10 protein-coding genes, 1 tRNA gene, 1 rRNA gene, 2 pseudogenes and 1 other annotated feature are annotated in these 14,215 nt (G+C 49.8%); of the genes and pseudogenes, 9 read left to right on the forward strand and 5 right to left on the reverse strand.

Going from position 1 to position 14,215, the window contains the following annotated elements:
- Window positions 1-69 (forward strand) — a sequence feature (23S ribosomal RNA rRNA prediction is too short).
- A gap of 116 nt (window positions 70-185) precedes the next feature.
- Window positions 186-301: ribosomal RNA gene (gene rrf / locus C0560_RS02135) — 5S ribosomal RNA — on the forward strand.
- Between the two features lie 1,116 nt (window positions 302-1,417).
- Here rrf and C0560_RS02140 read toward each other — a convergent pair.
- A complete protein-coding gene (locus C0560_RS02140; RefSeq protein WP_248859523.1) occupies window positions 1,418-2,086 on the reverse strand; it encodes a hypothetical protein in 669 nt (222 codons plus the stop codon).
- 374 nt (window positions 2,087-2,460) lie between these two features.
- Between C0560_RS02140 and C0560_RS02145 the strand changes: the two genes are divergently transcribed.
- The 5 genes and pseudogenes from C0560_RS02145 to C0560_RS02160 all read left to right on the forward strand — a co-directional run bounded on the left by C0560_RS02145 (window position 2,461) and on the right by C0560_RS02160 (window position 9,167).
- Window positions 2,461-3,957, forward strand: a complete 1,497-nt coding sequence (locus C0560_RS02145) for a DUF3375 domain-containing protein (RefSeq protein WP_248859524.1) — start codon at window positions 2,461-2,463, stop codon at window positions 3,955-3,957.
- Between the two features lie 5 nt (window positions 3,958-3,962).
- On the forward strand, window positions 3,963-4,712 hold the full coding sequence (locus C0560_RS02150) for a DUF4194 domain-containing protein (RefSeq protein ID WP_248859525.1): 750 nt from the start codon (window positions 3,963-3,965) through the stop codon (window positions 4,710-4,712).
- Window positions 4,709-4,912 (forward strand): annotated as a pseudogene (locus tag C0560_RS20975) (ATP-binding protein); the annotation flags it as partial. The gene C0560_RS02150 and the pseudogene C0560_RS20975, both read left to right, overlap by 4 nt.
- Window positions 4,913-6,649: 1,737 nt before the next feature.
- The gene (locus C0560_RS20980) at window positions 6,650-7,996 is read left to right on the forward strand and encodes an SbcC/MukB-like Walker B domain-containing protein (RefSeq protein ID WP_371923379.1); all 1,347 of its coding nucleotides are present in this window, start codon (window positions 6,650-6,652) and stop codon (window positions 7,994-7,996) included.
- Window position 7,997: 1 nt separating this feature from the next.
- The gene (locus C0560_RS02160) at window positions 7,998-9,167 is read left to right on the forward strand and encodes a DUF3322 domain-containing protein (RefSeq protein ID WP_248859527.1); all 1,170 of its coding nucleotides are present in this window, start codon (window positions 7,998-8,000) and stop codon (window positions 9,165-9,167) included.
- A 289-nt stretch (window positions 9,168-9,456) separates the two neighbouring features.
- On the opposite strand, the gene C0560_RS02165 is transcribed toward C0560_RS02160, so the two are convergent.
- Complete coding sequence (locus tag C0560_RS02165; RefSeq protein WP_248859528.1) at window positions 9,457-9,648, reverse strand: hypothetical protein; 192 nt, start codon at window positions 9,646-9,648, stop codon at window positions 9,457-9,459.
- Window positions 9,649-10,086 carry a Kiwa anti-phage protein KwaB-like domain-containing protein gene (locus C0560_RS02170; protein ID WP_305884096.1) on the reverse strand — a complete coding sequence of 146 codons (438 nt, stop codon included), beginning with the start codon at window positions 10,084-10,086 and terminating at the stop codon, window positions 9,649-9,651.
- Between the two features lie 138 nt (window positions 10,087-10,224).
- On the opposite strand from C0560_RS02170, the pseudogene C0560_RS02175 reads away from it, so the two are divergent.
- Window positions 10,225-11,372, forward strand: a pseudogene (locus C0560_RS02175) (IS3 family transposase).
- A gap of 514 nt (window positions 11,373-11,886) precedes the next feature.
- Here the strand turns inward: C0560_RS02175 and C0560_RS02180 are convergent.
- Window positions 11,887-11,962, reverse strand: a tRNA-Phe gene (locus C0560_RS02180).
- A gap of 170 nt (window positions 11,963-12,132) precedes the next feature.
- On the opposite strand from C0560_RS02180, the gene C0560_RS02185 reads away from it, so the two are divergent.
- Together C0560_RS02185 and C0560_RS02190 are read left to right on the forward strand one after the other, a co-directional pair.
- A complete protein-coding gene (locus C0560_RS02185) occupies window positions 12,133-12,978 on the forward strand; it encodes an AraC family transcriptional regulator (RefSeq protein ID WP_248859529.1) in 846 nt (281 codons plus the stop codon).
- A 36-nt stretch (window positions 12,979-13,014) separates the two neighbouring features.
- Complete coding sequence (locus C0560_RS02190; protein ID WP_123429636.1) at window positions 13,015-13,605, forward strand: LysE family translocator; 591 nt, start codon at window positions 13,015-13,017, stop codon at window positions 13,603-13,605.
- On the opposite strand, the gene C0560_RS02195 is transcribed toward C0560_RS02190, so the two are convergent.
- Window positions 13,602-14,177: a transcriptional regulator gene (locus C0560_RS02195; protein WP_102104422.1), complete on the reverse strand. Its 576-nt coding sequence runs from the start codon at window positions 14,175-14,177 to the stop codon at window positions 13,602-13,604. The two genes, C0560_RS02190 and C0560_RS02195, sit on opposite strands and share 4 nt — an antisense overlap.
- Between the last annotated feature and the right edge of the window lie 38 nt (window positions 14,178-14,215).

Genomic DNA, 14,215 nt, shown 5'->3' on the forward strand with positions numbered 1-14,215 from the left:
GTTGAAGACTACGACGTTGATAGGCTGGGTGTGTAAGTGCAGCGATGTATTGAGCTAACCAGTACTAATGAACCGTGAGGCTTAACCTTACAACGCCGAAGATGTTTTGGCGAAGCAGAGACAGTCGATTTTCAGCTGATACAGATTACTTGATACGCAGGAATGCGTGTTGATAACAGAATTTGCCTGGCGGCTTTAGCGCGGTGGTCCCACCTGACCCCATGCCGAACTCAGAAGTGAAACGCCGTAGCGCCGATGGTAGTGTGGGGTCTCCCCATGTGAGAGTAGGGAACTGCCAGACATCAAACAAGTGAAGAGGCCATCCGCAAGGATGGCCTTTTTGCGTTTTTATCTTTATACAAAAATAGTCCCGGACCAGCCAAACAGTCTAGTTATTGTCCTTCGATCCAGTCACGAATTACCCTCCTCAATCGCATCAAAACCCTTTTATACAAAGAGCCAGCCTCTTATAGCGCCGCTATAAGCGTGAAAAAGTAAGTCGAGTAGTGGAATTCGAGCGAAGTAATGCTGAAAAGAGGCGTTCAGACTGTGGGGAAGCAATCCATAGAGTTGAATGAAGCGGCCAGAATCTACCGAAACCCCAAAAGCAAAAAACCAGCCCTAAGGCTGGTTTTTCTAAATAGTGGTGCCGGACTCGGAATCGAATCAAGGACACGGGGATTTTCAAAACTCGTGCCAGTTCTGTACTAAGGTATGGCTCGTTTTACCTGGATATTAACAATCGATCACGGCTGACTCTGGTAATAAAGCCCCTGGAAGGGGGCAAGGTTCAGTAATAATATACATATGGCTTCGTTCGGTGAGGGAAGAGTATCCCGTCGGGATCGGTTCCTTTCATTATCCGCCCGATAGCGACAGATTCTTTTGCCCGGCGTGGCTGGTCATAAACATACGTGTCCAGGCTGACGGACAATGACAGGTGTTCCAGTTCGGCCAGAATCCTGAGATGCGATCGTAATGGTGCATCATCTTGCCATCGAATCCAGGGTAACCAACATGGTAATGTGGTTTTGGTTTATCGTTCCGGTCACGGTCTCGTCGTGTGTTAAAAACAGACATTTTAGGTTCCTGTTCAAAGATAGTTACCTCATATGCCCTCCTCAGGTATTTTTTGCTCGTACGCGTTGCTCCTGTATACCTGGTCCATACCAGTAACGTTGGTGCCCACACATCCAGCAGGAACAGCTACACGGAGTTTTATAATGACGATCCAGATGTTTTGGACAACCGTCGCCAACTGCATTGTCGTGTTGCCGTCTTTGTTTCATTCGACGCATATGGTGGCGCCTTTCTGCGCGAGTTCGTGCCATGGTTTTTCCTCATATTGAGCGCGGCCATTAACCGCGCGGCTATGAGGTATGCGGCTTTGTTTTTCAAGGTTCGTTCCCGTAAATGCTCAGCTTTTTGTGTCAAGTTGGTTACAGATATCTTGTCCCGCATAGCGGACCGGTGAAGGCATGTCAGAGACCCAGTTGTGCTCTCCGCGGGCAAGAAAATCTTGAATAGTTGCTTCAATCAGAGTCTGGTTTAAGACGTCAGCCTCAACGACCATCTTCAAGCCAATTCCGGAAGCGAAACCCGGTAAGATGCGGTAGCCGCGGTAAACTGCCGGGGGAGCATCCCGGGCAATCTCCAGCGCTCGTTTATCGGTAAAATCATTGAAGGTTAAGCCGTTAAATATCGAATAGGTTTTCTCGGATCTACGAAGCAATATGTGGCCGATGATATTATCTGGGCTGTTATCAGAGAGGACCGCATTCTGCTTACCAGCTGCTTCCAGCAGAAGCATGGCTTCATTTAATACCGCTTCTTCTACGGTATCGGCAAAAGCGACATTGGCGGTTATGATCTCTGCATTCCAGAAGGCAGCCGGATCGTGTCCAAGAAAAACAATATCGCTCCAGCACCAGTTTCCGCTGGCAACGGCTGTTGCATGATCGCATTCGTCATAGAAGAGCCCACCCCAGATTTCCCGCTCACGGTTGATAAGGGTTTTGATTTTAAGAGTTTTAGCCCGGCGTTTACGGCGAGAGAGGGAGATGAATGGCGTATATTTGCGGTTCATGGGTATCTCTGCGAATTTTCGCTGGGAGAAATCCAGCCGCACAGCGTACGTGAAACTGCACGGTAGTGGAAGACTTTTGTTGCATCATTAAATTAGTGGGGCTTTCCCTATAGCTCTGTTAGCTCTGTCATCAATTTGATTATCGGTTAATGGTAAGGTCAGTGTGGTCTTAGAAATTGTTCCGCGGCCTGTCTTTATATCTTTCTTGAATATATCGAGCGTGGGGGCAATATTTTCCGGTTTCTGAAGAAAAGTACCTGGATCAAATATTGTGATAAAAATCATAAAGTAAGGCGGTCTTCTGAAGAAAAAATCCGCAACGGCGAATTATCGCAGTCTGGTATCTCAACCCGCATTGTTGAAGGTTCAGTTACATGGAAGAAAACACAAGGCAGCGTACGGAAAGTTACATTTCAGCAAAAAACCAGCATCCTGCATGGGTACTTCTTGCTACTCGTCGCTCCCCATTAGTACTGAGTAGCCTGAAAGCACTGTTTGAAAAATCACATGATGGCATCCCTCTTGAGGAGGCGATTCAGTCTCTTACCGTCATTCTTGTTGAGCATGTGAGTCAGGAACAGTACGAGATTAATCAGGAAAATCCATCTCTTCAGGCCAGCCGTGAACTGCGGGAATGGATTAAACGCCGTTTAATTGTTGAACGGGATGGGCGTATCTTCGCCACTGATGCGCTTGAGGTCGCAATTACGTTTGTTGAATCACTGGATAATCGTTTCATGACCTCTACGGCTTCTCGATTGTCCACCGTACAGCGAGAAATTGAAAATCTGGAAACCCGGCTTAATCCTAATCCGGCAAACCGAGTTTCAACCTTACGTCGTCGTATTGCCGAGCTGGAACGTGAATTACAGGAGGCGGAAGCTGGGCATATAGAAGTGCTGGAAACACACCAGGCGGTTGAACATATTCGTGAGGTTTTCAATCTGGCTTCCAGCCTGCGGGCTGACTTTCGTCGCGTTGAAGACTCCTGGCGTGAGGCCGATCGCGCGCTTCGGCAATCCATTATCGGCGAGCAGTATCATCGCGGCGATATTGTGGAGCGTCTGCTGAACGATCAGGACGCGTTGCTTAATACGCCGGAAGGAAGAGTCTTCGACAGTTTTCAGCAACAGCTACGCCAGTCAGCCGAGCTAACGGCAATGAGCGACCGACTGCGCGTAATCCTTAGCCATCCGTCGGCTTCCTATGCACTCAACCGTCTACAGCGTTACGACTTGCGCTGGCTGGTTAAACGCCTCGTAGATGAATCGCAAACCGTCCTCCAGGCTCGTGCCCGTAGCGAGCGCGATGTCCGCGGTTTTATGAAAACCGGTCTTGCTGCTGAACACCACCGCGTTGGTCATCTGCTTAACGAATTTCTGAACCAGGCATTAAAGCTCGACTGGCAGCGCCAGATGATTCGCAAACAAGAGGTTCCGCTTCCTGCCGTTGGTGTGGCGGTAACGGGCATCCCTGCGATTGAACGTTTACGTTTTAAAGAAGTGGATGATGAAGCGGAACAAATGTTGGATCTCAGTAATCATGCCGCGGATTTAACGCAGATTGGAGATGATTTCTGGGATGCTTTCAACGGTCTTGATCGTGAGGCGTTGATTCAGCAGACGTTGCTGCTTTTGGCAAAAGAAAATCGCCCCGTTGGTCTGGCTGAGCTGGCGGCGCTGTTACCCTCTGTTCATGATCTCGAAACGTTCGCTGTCTGGATTGGCATGGCAAGAGAAGCGGGTATTGAGGTTATTGATTCAAAACGTGAATTTTCTGAGCTTAGCGATGAGAAGGGGCGTCGCTGGCGATTTAATCTTCCCACTACCGGTCTGGAAAGTCAGGTATTAATGGATATTGATTGGGAGTAACAGGTATGGCGGGATTTTTTGACAAACTGATTAGCCGGAGCGTTAGCGCAAATGCAGGTAGCGAACCTGAGCCATTGGGCGAAGAGGTTGCTGATACGCCTGTTGAGGAAACGGTAACCCGTAGCGAAGTGCGAACGTCGAAAAAAATACGCGAAGCGGCTCAGGAATTGCTCAAATATGGATTGCTTGAAGAGGCCACTAAACCCAATTTGTACCGCGTAGTACTGACTCATCCTGAAGAGGTTACCTGCATTCTGGAACCTCTCGATCTGGATATCGGCATTGATGAGATCCGCGGTCTGCTGTATGTCAAAGTCAGGCTTGATGAAACACCAGAACTGGATGAATGGTCCCACCCTCTGGTGAGACGGCAACGGCTTAACCTGGAACAATCATTATTAGTTGCCATACTGCGTCAGCATTTTGTTGCCTGGGAGCAAGAAAGTGGAACTGGCGCCAGTCAGGCGCAGATTGCTATCGACGATCTTCTCCCTCAGCTCCAGATTTATCTTGGCGATCCGGGGAGTGAATCAAAAGAACGTACCCGGCTGCTTACCCTGCTGGATCAACTAAAGGGGCATGGGCTGGTCACGTCGCCAGATGCGCATGAGCGGATCGTGATTCGTCCGATTATCGCTCATCTTGCCGACCCGATAAATCTTCAGGCATTACTGGTATGGCTGCGGGAACAGGTTGCCCGGCAAACCTCCCCAGATAATGCGTCAGAAAAGGATAGCAGTGAGGAGGACGTATGAGTCAGGTGGTTCGTCTTACTGGGCAGGAATCTTTCATTCTTACCCACATCGAGTTGTTCAACTGGGGCGGTTTTCACGGATTGCATCAGGCTGCAATTCATCATGAAGGGACTGCCGTTATTGGCCCAACCGGGAGCGGAAAAACTACGCTTGTCGATGCCTTGATGACGCTACTCTGCGCCAATCCTCGTTACAATCTGGCTTCAACTGGCGGTCATGAAAGCGACAGGGATCTTATCTCCTATGTGCGCGGCGTATCCGGCCCCGGCGATGGAGGAGACGGCCAATCGCATATTGCCAGACCGGGTAAAACAGTGACCGGCATTGCCGCTACACTGGAGCGTGAAGGGCAACAGGTACGCCTGGGGGCGCTATTATGGTTTGATTCCACCAGCTCCAGCGTGACGGATATGAAAAGACTTTGGTTGTTCAGCGCTAATCCCGGGCAGACGCTTGAGCACTGGCTGAACGTTTACCATGACGGTGGCACACGTTTGCTGCGGCAAATGGAAAAGGAAGCGACTGGCATCTGGACATACCCGAATAAAAAGCAGTACCTGGCGCGACTGCGGGATTTCTTCGATGTGGGGGAAAATGCGTTCACGCTGTTAAACCGGGCGGCAGGGTTAAAACAGCTGAACAGCATTGATGAGATTTTTCGCGAGCTTGTGCTGGACGATCGCTCCGCCTTTGATCGCGCGACGGAAGTAGCCAACAGTTTTGATGGTCTGACTGAAATCCATCAGGAGCTGGAAACGGCGCGTAAACAGCAGCAGTCCTTGCAACCTGTTGCCCTGAGTTGGGATAAGTATCAGAAGCAAGCGCGGCAACTTACTGACAGGAAGGTGCTGGAATCACTGTTACCCATCTGGTTTGCACAACAGGCAAGTCAGCTCTGGCGAGAAAAAGTCAACGGTCTTGAAGCCGAGCTTGGTGAGGCACAAACTCGCGAAGGACAGATCCTGTCTCAACTTGAGCTGCAAAAAAAGGTGGTGGCTGATTGCATGCAGCATTATTACCAGGCGGGAGGCGCGAATATTGATGATCTGAATGAGCGCATCAAAGACTGGCAAAAAACGCTTGGCAGTCGGGAAACGCTGGCACACCAGTATCAACAGTTGACCCGCAATCTTGGATTGCTGTCTGATCTGACCCAGCCTCAACTGGAGGCGAATCAGCATGAAGTAGAACTACGGCTTGAGCGGCTTGATGGTGATATAAAGCTGAAAGAAGAAGAGCTGTATAAAAAAAATGCGATCAGCCATAACATCACCGTAGAGCTACGCGAGCGAGAAACTGAACGCGCTGAGATCGCACGTCGGCCGGATTCTAACCTTCCCGCACATTATCAGGCATTTCGCAGCGAGCTGGCAAAAGCGCTGAATGTTGATGAGTCTGAACTGCCTTTTGTCGCTGAACTGATTCAGGTTAAACCGGAAGAGGCGCAATGGCGTGGTGCGATTGAGCGTGCCATCGGGAGTAATCGGCTGCGTATTCTTGTTTCATCAGAATCTGCTCCGGAAGCGTTACGCTGGATAAATCAGCGCAACAACCGTCTGCATGTGCGGCTACTGGAGGTCAAATTACCGCACTCTCTCGTTCGGTTCTTCGACGATGGCTATACCCGCAAGCTGTTGTGGAAAGATCATCCGTGGCGAGAAGCCGTCAAAGTATTGCTGGCAGAAAGTGACAGGCATTGTGTTGATAACCCTGAACAGTTGCGCGATATGCCACATGCCATGACGGTTCAGGGGTTAATGTCTGGTAAACAGCGTTTTTATGACAAGCAGGATCAGAAACGCCTTGATGAAGACTGGCTGACGGGATTTGATAACCGCGATCGCCTGAACTTCCTTGCCAAAGAAATTGCCGTGCTCCAGGAGCAGGTTAAAACTGCAAGCGAGGCATTTGAGTTTGCGAAAGGCGAGGTGAGGCTTTTGCAAAACCAGGCCATTTCATTCCAGAAAATACAACAGATTGATTACGATAGCATCGATGTTACCGGCGCGAAGAACCAACTGGAAGCGCTCAAGCAGCGGCTGGAGAATCTGATCCGCCCGGATTCTGATGCCAGCGTAGCAAAAGCAAAGCTTGATGAAGCTCAAACGATTGAATCTGAACTCGATAAGCAGCTCAGAGCCGCCAATAAAGTCACTAATGGGCTGGATACACAACTCACCTCAGCCCGGACCGCAGAACGTAAGGCCCACCAAACCGCGCAACAAGGTATGCAGGATGAAGAGCAAGCGTTGTGCGCGTCACATTTTCCTGTGGTGACTTTGGAGCAACTGCCCGACATTCGCGATCTGGAACGTCAACATGAACTGGGGATTCAGCAAGAAATTGAGGGTGTTAAAGGTGATCTGCATCGACTGAACATAGAGCTGACTAAACGTATGTCTGACGCCAAACGTGTGGATACCGGCGCGCTCGTTGAGGCTGGGACTGATTTGGACGATGTTCCTGTCTATTTACAGCGTTTGCAGGAGTTGACCGAAGAAGCCCTGCCGGAAAAGCTCAATCGCTTTCTTGATTATCTGAACCGCTCATCTGACGATGGTGTAACGCAACTGCTCAGCCATATCGATCATGAGGTGCTCGTGATTGAGGCGCGCCTCAGCGAACTCAATGAAACCATGTTCAGGGTCGATTTCCAGCCAGATCGCTACCTGCGTTTAGATACTAAAAAAGTGATTCATGAAAGTCTGCGCACGCTTGAAAAAGCACAGCGACAACTGAATGCCGCCCGGTTTGTTGATGACAGCGGCGAAAGCCATTATAAGGCTTTGCAGGTGCTGGTGGCGCAACTGCGGGATGCCTGTGAACGAAATCGCACATTGGGGGCGAAGGCGTTATTGGATCCCCGTTTTCGTCTGGAGTTCGCCGTGTCAGTGATGGATCGTCAGAGCGGTAATGTGATTGAGTCACGCACGGGCTCACAGGGCGGTAGCGGTGGAGAAAAAGAGATTATCGCTTCTTACGTGTTGACCGCATCACTTAGCTATGCGCTTTGTCCTGCGGGGAGTCGTTATCCCCTATTTGGTACTATTGTCCTCGATGAAGCGTTCTCCCGTAGCTCTCATGCCGTTGCGGGTAGGATCATTGCCGCGCTTAGGGAGTTTGGCTTACATGCGGTATTTATCACCCCCAATAAAGAGATACGCCTCCTGCGTGATCATACTCGATCGGCTATTGTCGTCCACCGGCGCGGTCAGGATTCAAATATGGCTTCGCTGAGCTGGGAAGAGCTTGAACAACACTATCAGCGTCGGGAGAGCGCGTAGAATGTTTTCTCCTGATGAGCTTCGTAAAAAGCTTACCCGGCAGTGGGAAAACGCCAAACTTCGGGCTGAGCGTTTACTCTCACCTGATAACTGGCCACTCTGTCTGTCCATAGGAAAGCCTTCCGCCACAATTTTCGCAGAGCAAACGCAGTACGTTTTGCAGCATGTGCAGCTATGGCGGCAAGTTCGGGTTGGGCGTGTGGACTGGGAAGATGTGAATTATCGGGCAAGTGACACGCCAATCTCAATGCCGTTGCGCTGGATCCTGAATGGTCCTTCTGACTGGATCAACGCTGTGGCGGATCCGGTGGTGAGCCGGGAATTTTGCTTATTGGAAGGTATTATTGAGCATGTTGATCCTATTTTTCATCCGCTGTTGGTTAGTCATCGTTCCCTCTGGCGCTACAGAGATCCGCAGGACATCATCAGCGCGGCCAGGCTGGCCTGCCAATTAGAACCAGGCTGCGCAAACAGGTTGCCTTTAAGGTTGCTTTCCGGGCAAGGAGTGGATACCAAATTTATCGAGAATAATGTTTCGTTATTAACTCGACTGCTGGACGTGCGTTTTTCAGGCGAAGCCAGCGAGCAGGGTTTAACGACCTTTCTTGATGCTTTTGATGAGTCCAGCCACTGGGTTCTGGTTGTGCCGTTATCGCCGGGCTTGCTTCCTTTTAAAAAATGCCGGGTGACGACGGCGGAACTGGCGGAAACGCCATTGACTGCATCATGTATACTGGTGATTGAAAATGAGCAGTGCCTCCATCAACTTCCAGCATTATCAGATACTATTGCTATTTTAGGGTGCGGCCTTGACGTGCAATGGTTATCCAGCCCGGTTCTGGATGATAAACACATTGCCTATTGGGGAGATATGGATAGCTGGGGACTGTTAATGTTGGCGAGAGCCAGGTGCTGTCGTCCGACGCTTGATGCTTTGCTCATGAATCTTGAGCTGTTTGAGCAATATGCCAGCCATAGCGCCGTTCCTGAGCCAGTAAAAGCACAGGAAGCAATACCAGATGGCTTGTTTAATGAAGAGGCCGATTTTTATCGTTACTTAACTGGCTTACTGCTTGGTCGTCTGGAGCAGGAGTTTTTACCTGCGGGAATAGTTGAAGAAGTCCTTATAAAATGGTTGCAGAAAGGGAAAAGGAACCGCAAACATCTATAGCCGCTTGTAAGAGATTTTTCTCTCTTTTATATTGATTTTTATTAAAAATTAATTTTCTAATTTTTTAAATGCATTTGTGTTATGATTTTTTTTAATTAAGATTAGAGCGAGGTTTTTGTATGTAATCTTTGAATAGTTATGATTTGGTGGCTGGTAATATTTTTCTTTTGTGCGGTCGTGGTTGGTGTTGTTATTTTTTGCTGGCATCATGTGATGCATGATTAATTAAAATGAGGGTGCTTGCGAAAATAAATGCCCTCAATAAGATAGGGCGTTGTATTGAATAGACTTAGCTTTTAACTGGATTTACTAAGTTACCGCTATCCGTACCGTAGTATTTTTTTGTAGTCATTCCTTGCTTGTAATAATCATTGAGAAGTCTAAGGAAATTTCTTCCTTGCTTTTCGTCTTCAATGACAATTTTTCCATCTTTATTGATAGTGAACTCTTCATCTTGAAACATTTTTAACACACCATTCATTTATTGTACTTCATCTTTTTTCATTGTGGTGTGATTACCTTTTTCAGCGATATGAGCAATTGTTTTTAGTAGAGATTGCTTGTGTAAAATTGCTTGCTCAATAATCTCCAAGCCATCAATTAGGTCAAACTCTTTAATTGTGTTTAGCGTTTTTTGTGCAGCTTCTGTAAATTCAGCATCGAGTCCCGCAATAGATTCAAAACTTTTTTTATGGAATGTGTAGAATTTGTTTTGTATGTATATGCAATCAATTTTATCATCAAAACTAATAGCACTGCCATCGAATGCTCTTAATTCTCTATCTGACTTATCAAATAAGGCGAATACACGCTGACCAATATTTTGAGGTTCGTTGGTCGTCACCTTTCCTTTACTGATCTTTCTGAAGGAATAGGTGAGTTCCAGACCATTTTGAACTTTAATGCAGTATGCCCACAGATCTTACTGAACTTCAGCTAAAGAGGTAAGAACGTTTGGCTTATCATTTTTTATGTCTTCATTGATAATTCTAGATGAATCGCCACGGGTTTAACAGACACCTCGGAGTCATTTAAGATGACTTAAAGAGAGGTGCCCATGAGCGGTAAGCGTTATCCCGAAGAGTTTGAAATTGAAGCAGTCAAACAGGTTATTGATCGCGGTCATTCTGTTTCCAGCGTTGCAACACGTCTCGATATCACCACCCACAGCCTTTACGCCTGGATAAAGAAGTACGGTCCGGACTCATCCACTAATAAAGAACAGCCAGATGCTCAGGCCGAGATCCGCCGACTCCATAAGGAGCTGAAGCGGGTTACTGACGAACGGGACATATTAAAAAAAGCCGCGGCGTACTTCGCAAAGCTGTCCGACTGAGGTACGCCTTTATTCGTGACAACTCCCGTTGCTGGCCTGTTCGTATGCTCTGCAGGGTGCTGGATGTTCATCCCAGTGGCTTTTACGCCTGGTTTAAGCAACCGTATTCTCAGCGCCACCAGGTAGATCTGAGACTGACGGGACAGATCAAACAGTTCTGGCTTGAGTCCGGTTGCGTTTATGGTTATCGCAAGATCCATCTGGACTTGCGGGATAGCGGGTAACAGTGCGGAGTGAACAGAGTCTGGCGACTGATGAATCGTGCCGGGATAAAGGCTCAGGTCGGGTATCGGGGCCCGCGGGCACGCAAAGGCGAGGCCAGTATCGTATCGCCCAACAGGCTCCAGCGACAGTTTAATCTGGATGCTCCAGATGAGCGTTGGGTAACGGACATAACCTACATCAGGACTCACGAAAGCTGGCTGTATCTTGCCATGGTTGTTGATCTGTTCTCACGCAAAATCATCGGCTGGTCAATGCAATCCCGGATGACAAAGGACATTGTCCTGAACGCACTGCTGATGGCTGTATGGCGGCGTAATCCCCAAAAACAGGTACTGGTTCATTCGGATCAGGGCAGTCAGTACACAAGCCATGAGTGGCAGTCGTTCCTGAAATCACACGGCCTGGAGGGCAGCATGAGCCGTCGCGGTAACTGTCACGATAATGCGGTTGCAGAAAGCTTTTACCAGTTGCTGAAACGCGAACGGATAAAGAAAAAGATCTACGGAACGCGGGAAGAAGCCCGCAGCGATATTTTTGATTACATCGAAATGTTTTATAACAGTAAGCGTCGGCATGGTTCGAGCAATCAGATGTCACCGACAGAATATAAAAACCAGTATTATCAACGGCTCGGAAGTGTCTAGATTATCCGTGGCGATTTAGTCTATCTAAATAGTGGTGTAAAATGCCCTCTTATGGCTGCGAGTTTAACGGGTCGATGCACAGCATCACTTACTGGAGACGGGAGTAAGTTGGTTGAAGGAGGGCTGGTAACCGATTGTATTGAGGACCGTGAACAAGGTCGGGAATCCTTCCCAGGGTTGTGAGGGGTTGAGCAAGCCTACCGGCGCAGTAGAGTTTTGCACACATCAAAAGTGAAGTGATGCTGCTTACCTTCCCCTGACCGGACAAAGACCGGATTCTGTCTTGCTGTGATGATTCCACCAGATAGGCATACAAGTTGGAAATAGTGTTTATTGACCGTTTGAAGCCGAATAGACAACGACACTGTGACCGGAAGGGCAGGGAGTCGCTAAAAGGAGATGCTCAGGCGGAACTCAAGAGGTAAAGCAGCGACATTAGCGGCCAGAACGACCAGAAATCTACCAGAATCCCAGAAAGCAAAAAACCAGCCCGAAGGCTGGTTTTTCTAAATAGTGGTGCCCGGACTCGGAATCGAACCAAGGACACGGGGATTTTCAATCCCCTGCTCTACCGACTGAGCTATCCGGGCAACGGAGCGCATTAAACCTTAATCCCGGATGGTCGTCAACCCTAATTCAGGAAAAGCTGTTCAACTGCTTAACTTTACGGCAATCTGCCCGTTTGCACCGCGAAATTGCACAAATCTTCCAGACAAGGAGGGTGCTAAATAGCAATGCTGACAGATCAGAGGAGGGCGATATGGCGAACGACTGGCTTGAGCTACGTCAGCATGCAGACACAGGTATTGAAACCATTAAGGCACACTTCGAAGGCCATGCTTTCGACCCACACTGGCACGACAGCTATCTGGTAGGCATTACGCTTTCTGGCACTCAGCAGTTCCATTGCCGCCGCGAGCGTCACCAGAGCCAGCCGGGAGATGCCTTTCTGCTTGAACCCGGTGAAATCCATGATGGCGATGCCCCGGTCGAGGGCGGCTTTACCTATCTGACGTTCTATCTGGACGAACAGTGGCTGAACAACACGCTGCACGAGCTATACGAATCCACGCCCGGTAGTTATTCACTCCATTTCGCGCAAACCCTGACGCGTGAGCCGCAGCTGGTTCGCACCATCGGTGAGACGTTTAATGCGCTGCATCAGGATGAGATGAAAATTGTCCAGCAAAGCACGATGGATCACATGCTGGCGCAGATCACTTCCCATTGCCACTGGCGCAAAAGGCTCCCTTCGCAACTGCAAAGCGCGGCGGTGGCACATCGGGCGCGTGACTATCTGTATGCGCATATGGGCGAAAATCTTGGGCTGTCTGATCTTGCGCGCGAGACGGGAACCGATCGCTTTACGCTGACGCGCTGTTTCAAACGTGAGTTCCATCTGGCACCTCACGCCTGGCTTATCCAGCTTCGGCTCGCCAAAGCCCGTCAGATGCTGGCTCGTGGCGATTTACCGGTGGATGTCGCTGCGTCGCTGGGTTTTGCCGATCAGAGCCATCTTGGACGCTGGTTCCAGCGGGCCTATCGCATCACCCCAGCCCATTACCGAAAGTTGTGCACAAACCTTCCAGACGTTTCCAGAAAATAGCGGCACAGTCAGAGCTCCAAAAATAAGGAGCTACCTGTGAACGTGATGCCGTTTCTGCTGTTTGCTTTTGTCGCCTCGATAACGCCTGGCCCAACCAATATCCTTGTTCTGACCAACAGCCAGCACTACGGGGTGAAGGCGACGATTCCTGCCCTTGTCAGCGGCTGTATGGCGGCCAGTGCCATCGTGCTGATCTCTGGCGCGGGAGCCGGGGAAGTGTTGCGTCAGTACCCGCTGATTCGTCAGGTGATGAGCTGGGCTGGCGTGTTGTGGTTAAGCTGGATGAGCTGGCAGTTATTCAGCGCGCCAGCGGCAAACCTGTCACATGGCTCGCATCACCGTTTTACGGCACGTGCGGCAGCGTTGTTACAGGTAATTAATCCAAAGACATGGATGATGGCGTTGGCCGTCGTGAGCCTGTTTGCGCCGGTTGGTGAGCATGCCCTGCGAGATGTGGCGCTGATGGCGCTCTGGTTCTTAATCATTTCGATTGCTTGTCTGATGTGCTGGGCGTGGCTGGGAAAGGCGGTAAATCGGGTGTTTCGCACCACCGTGGCGATGGTGCGCTTTCAACGCGTAATGGCGCTATGCCTGCTTATCTCTGCGTGGGCAGGCATGCTGGCTTAAGTCAGCGCGCCACCCATACGGCACTGCGCAAAACGCAGGATATCTTCCGCGAGACGGTGCGCCGTCTCGACGTCGGCCAGGCTGCGGTTGACCAGCATACGGCTCAGGCAACCTTCCAGCACCAGCTCCATCTGCCGCGCGACCATTGCGGGATCGTCGACTTCGAGTCGGGTGAGCAACTCATGGGTAAAGTCGTGCGCCGCGCTTTTTTGCTGATCCGCCAGCTGATGGATCGGGTGCCCTGGATCAGGATAGAAAGTGCAGGCGGCGATAAACAAGCAGCCCGGGTAGCGTTTGTTGCGAACGCAATCCGCGAGGGCCGTATAACGCGCCAGTATTTTCTGCTCGTCCGTCAGCTCTTCGTTAAGCATTAACTGCCTGCGCCAGATATCCACCTGCTGGCTCAGATAGCGCAGGGCGTCGTACAGCAGCGCTTCTTTATCGGGCCAGAAGCGGCGAAGCTCATCCAGAGGATAATCGATGCGTTCGGCAACCATCTCAAGCGTGGTGCTGGCGATCCCTTGAACCTCAAGTAATTGCAGGGCTTGTCCCAGTACGTCTTCACGTTGCACGGTTTTCTCCTCCCAATGCTAACGGTTTCTCCCGTTAA

It is taken from the genome of Lelliottia sp. AC1 (assembly GCF_023278595.1).
Taxonomy (GTDB): Bacteria; Pseudomonadota; Gammaproteobacteria; order Enterobacterales; family Enterobacteriaceae; genus Enterobacter; species Enterobacter nimipressuralis.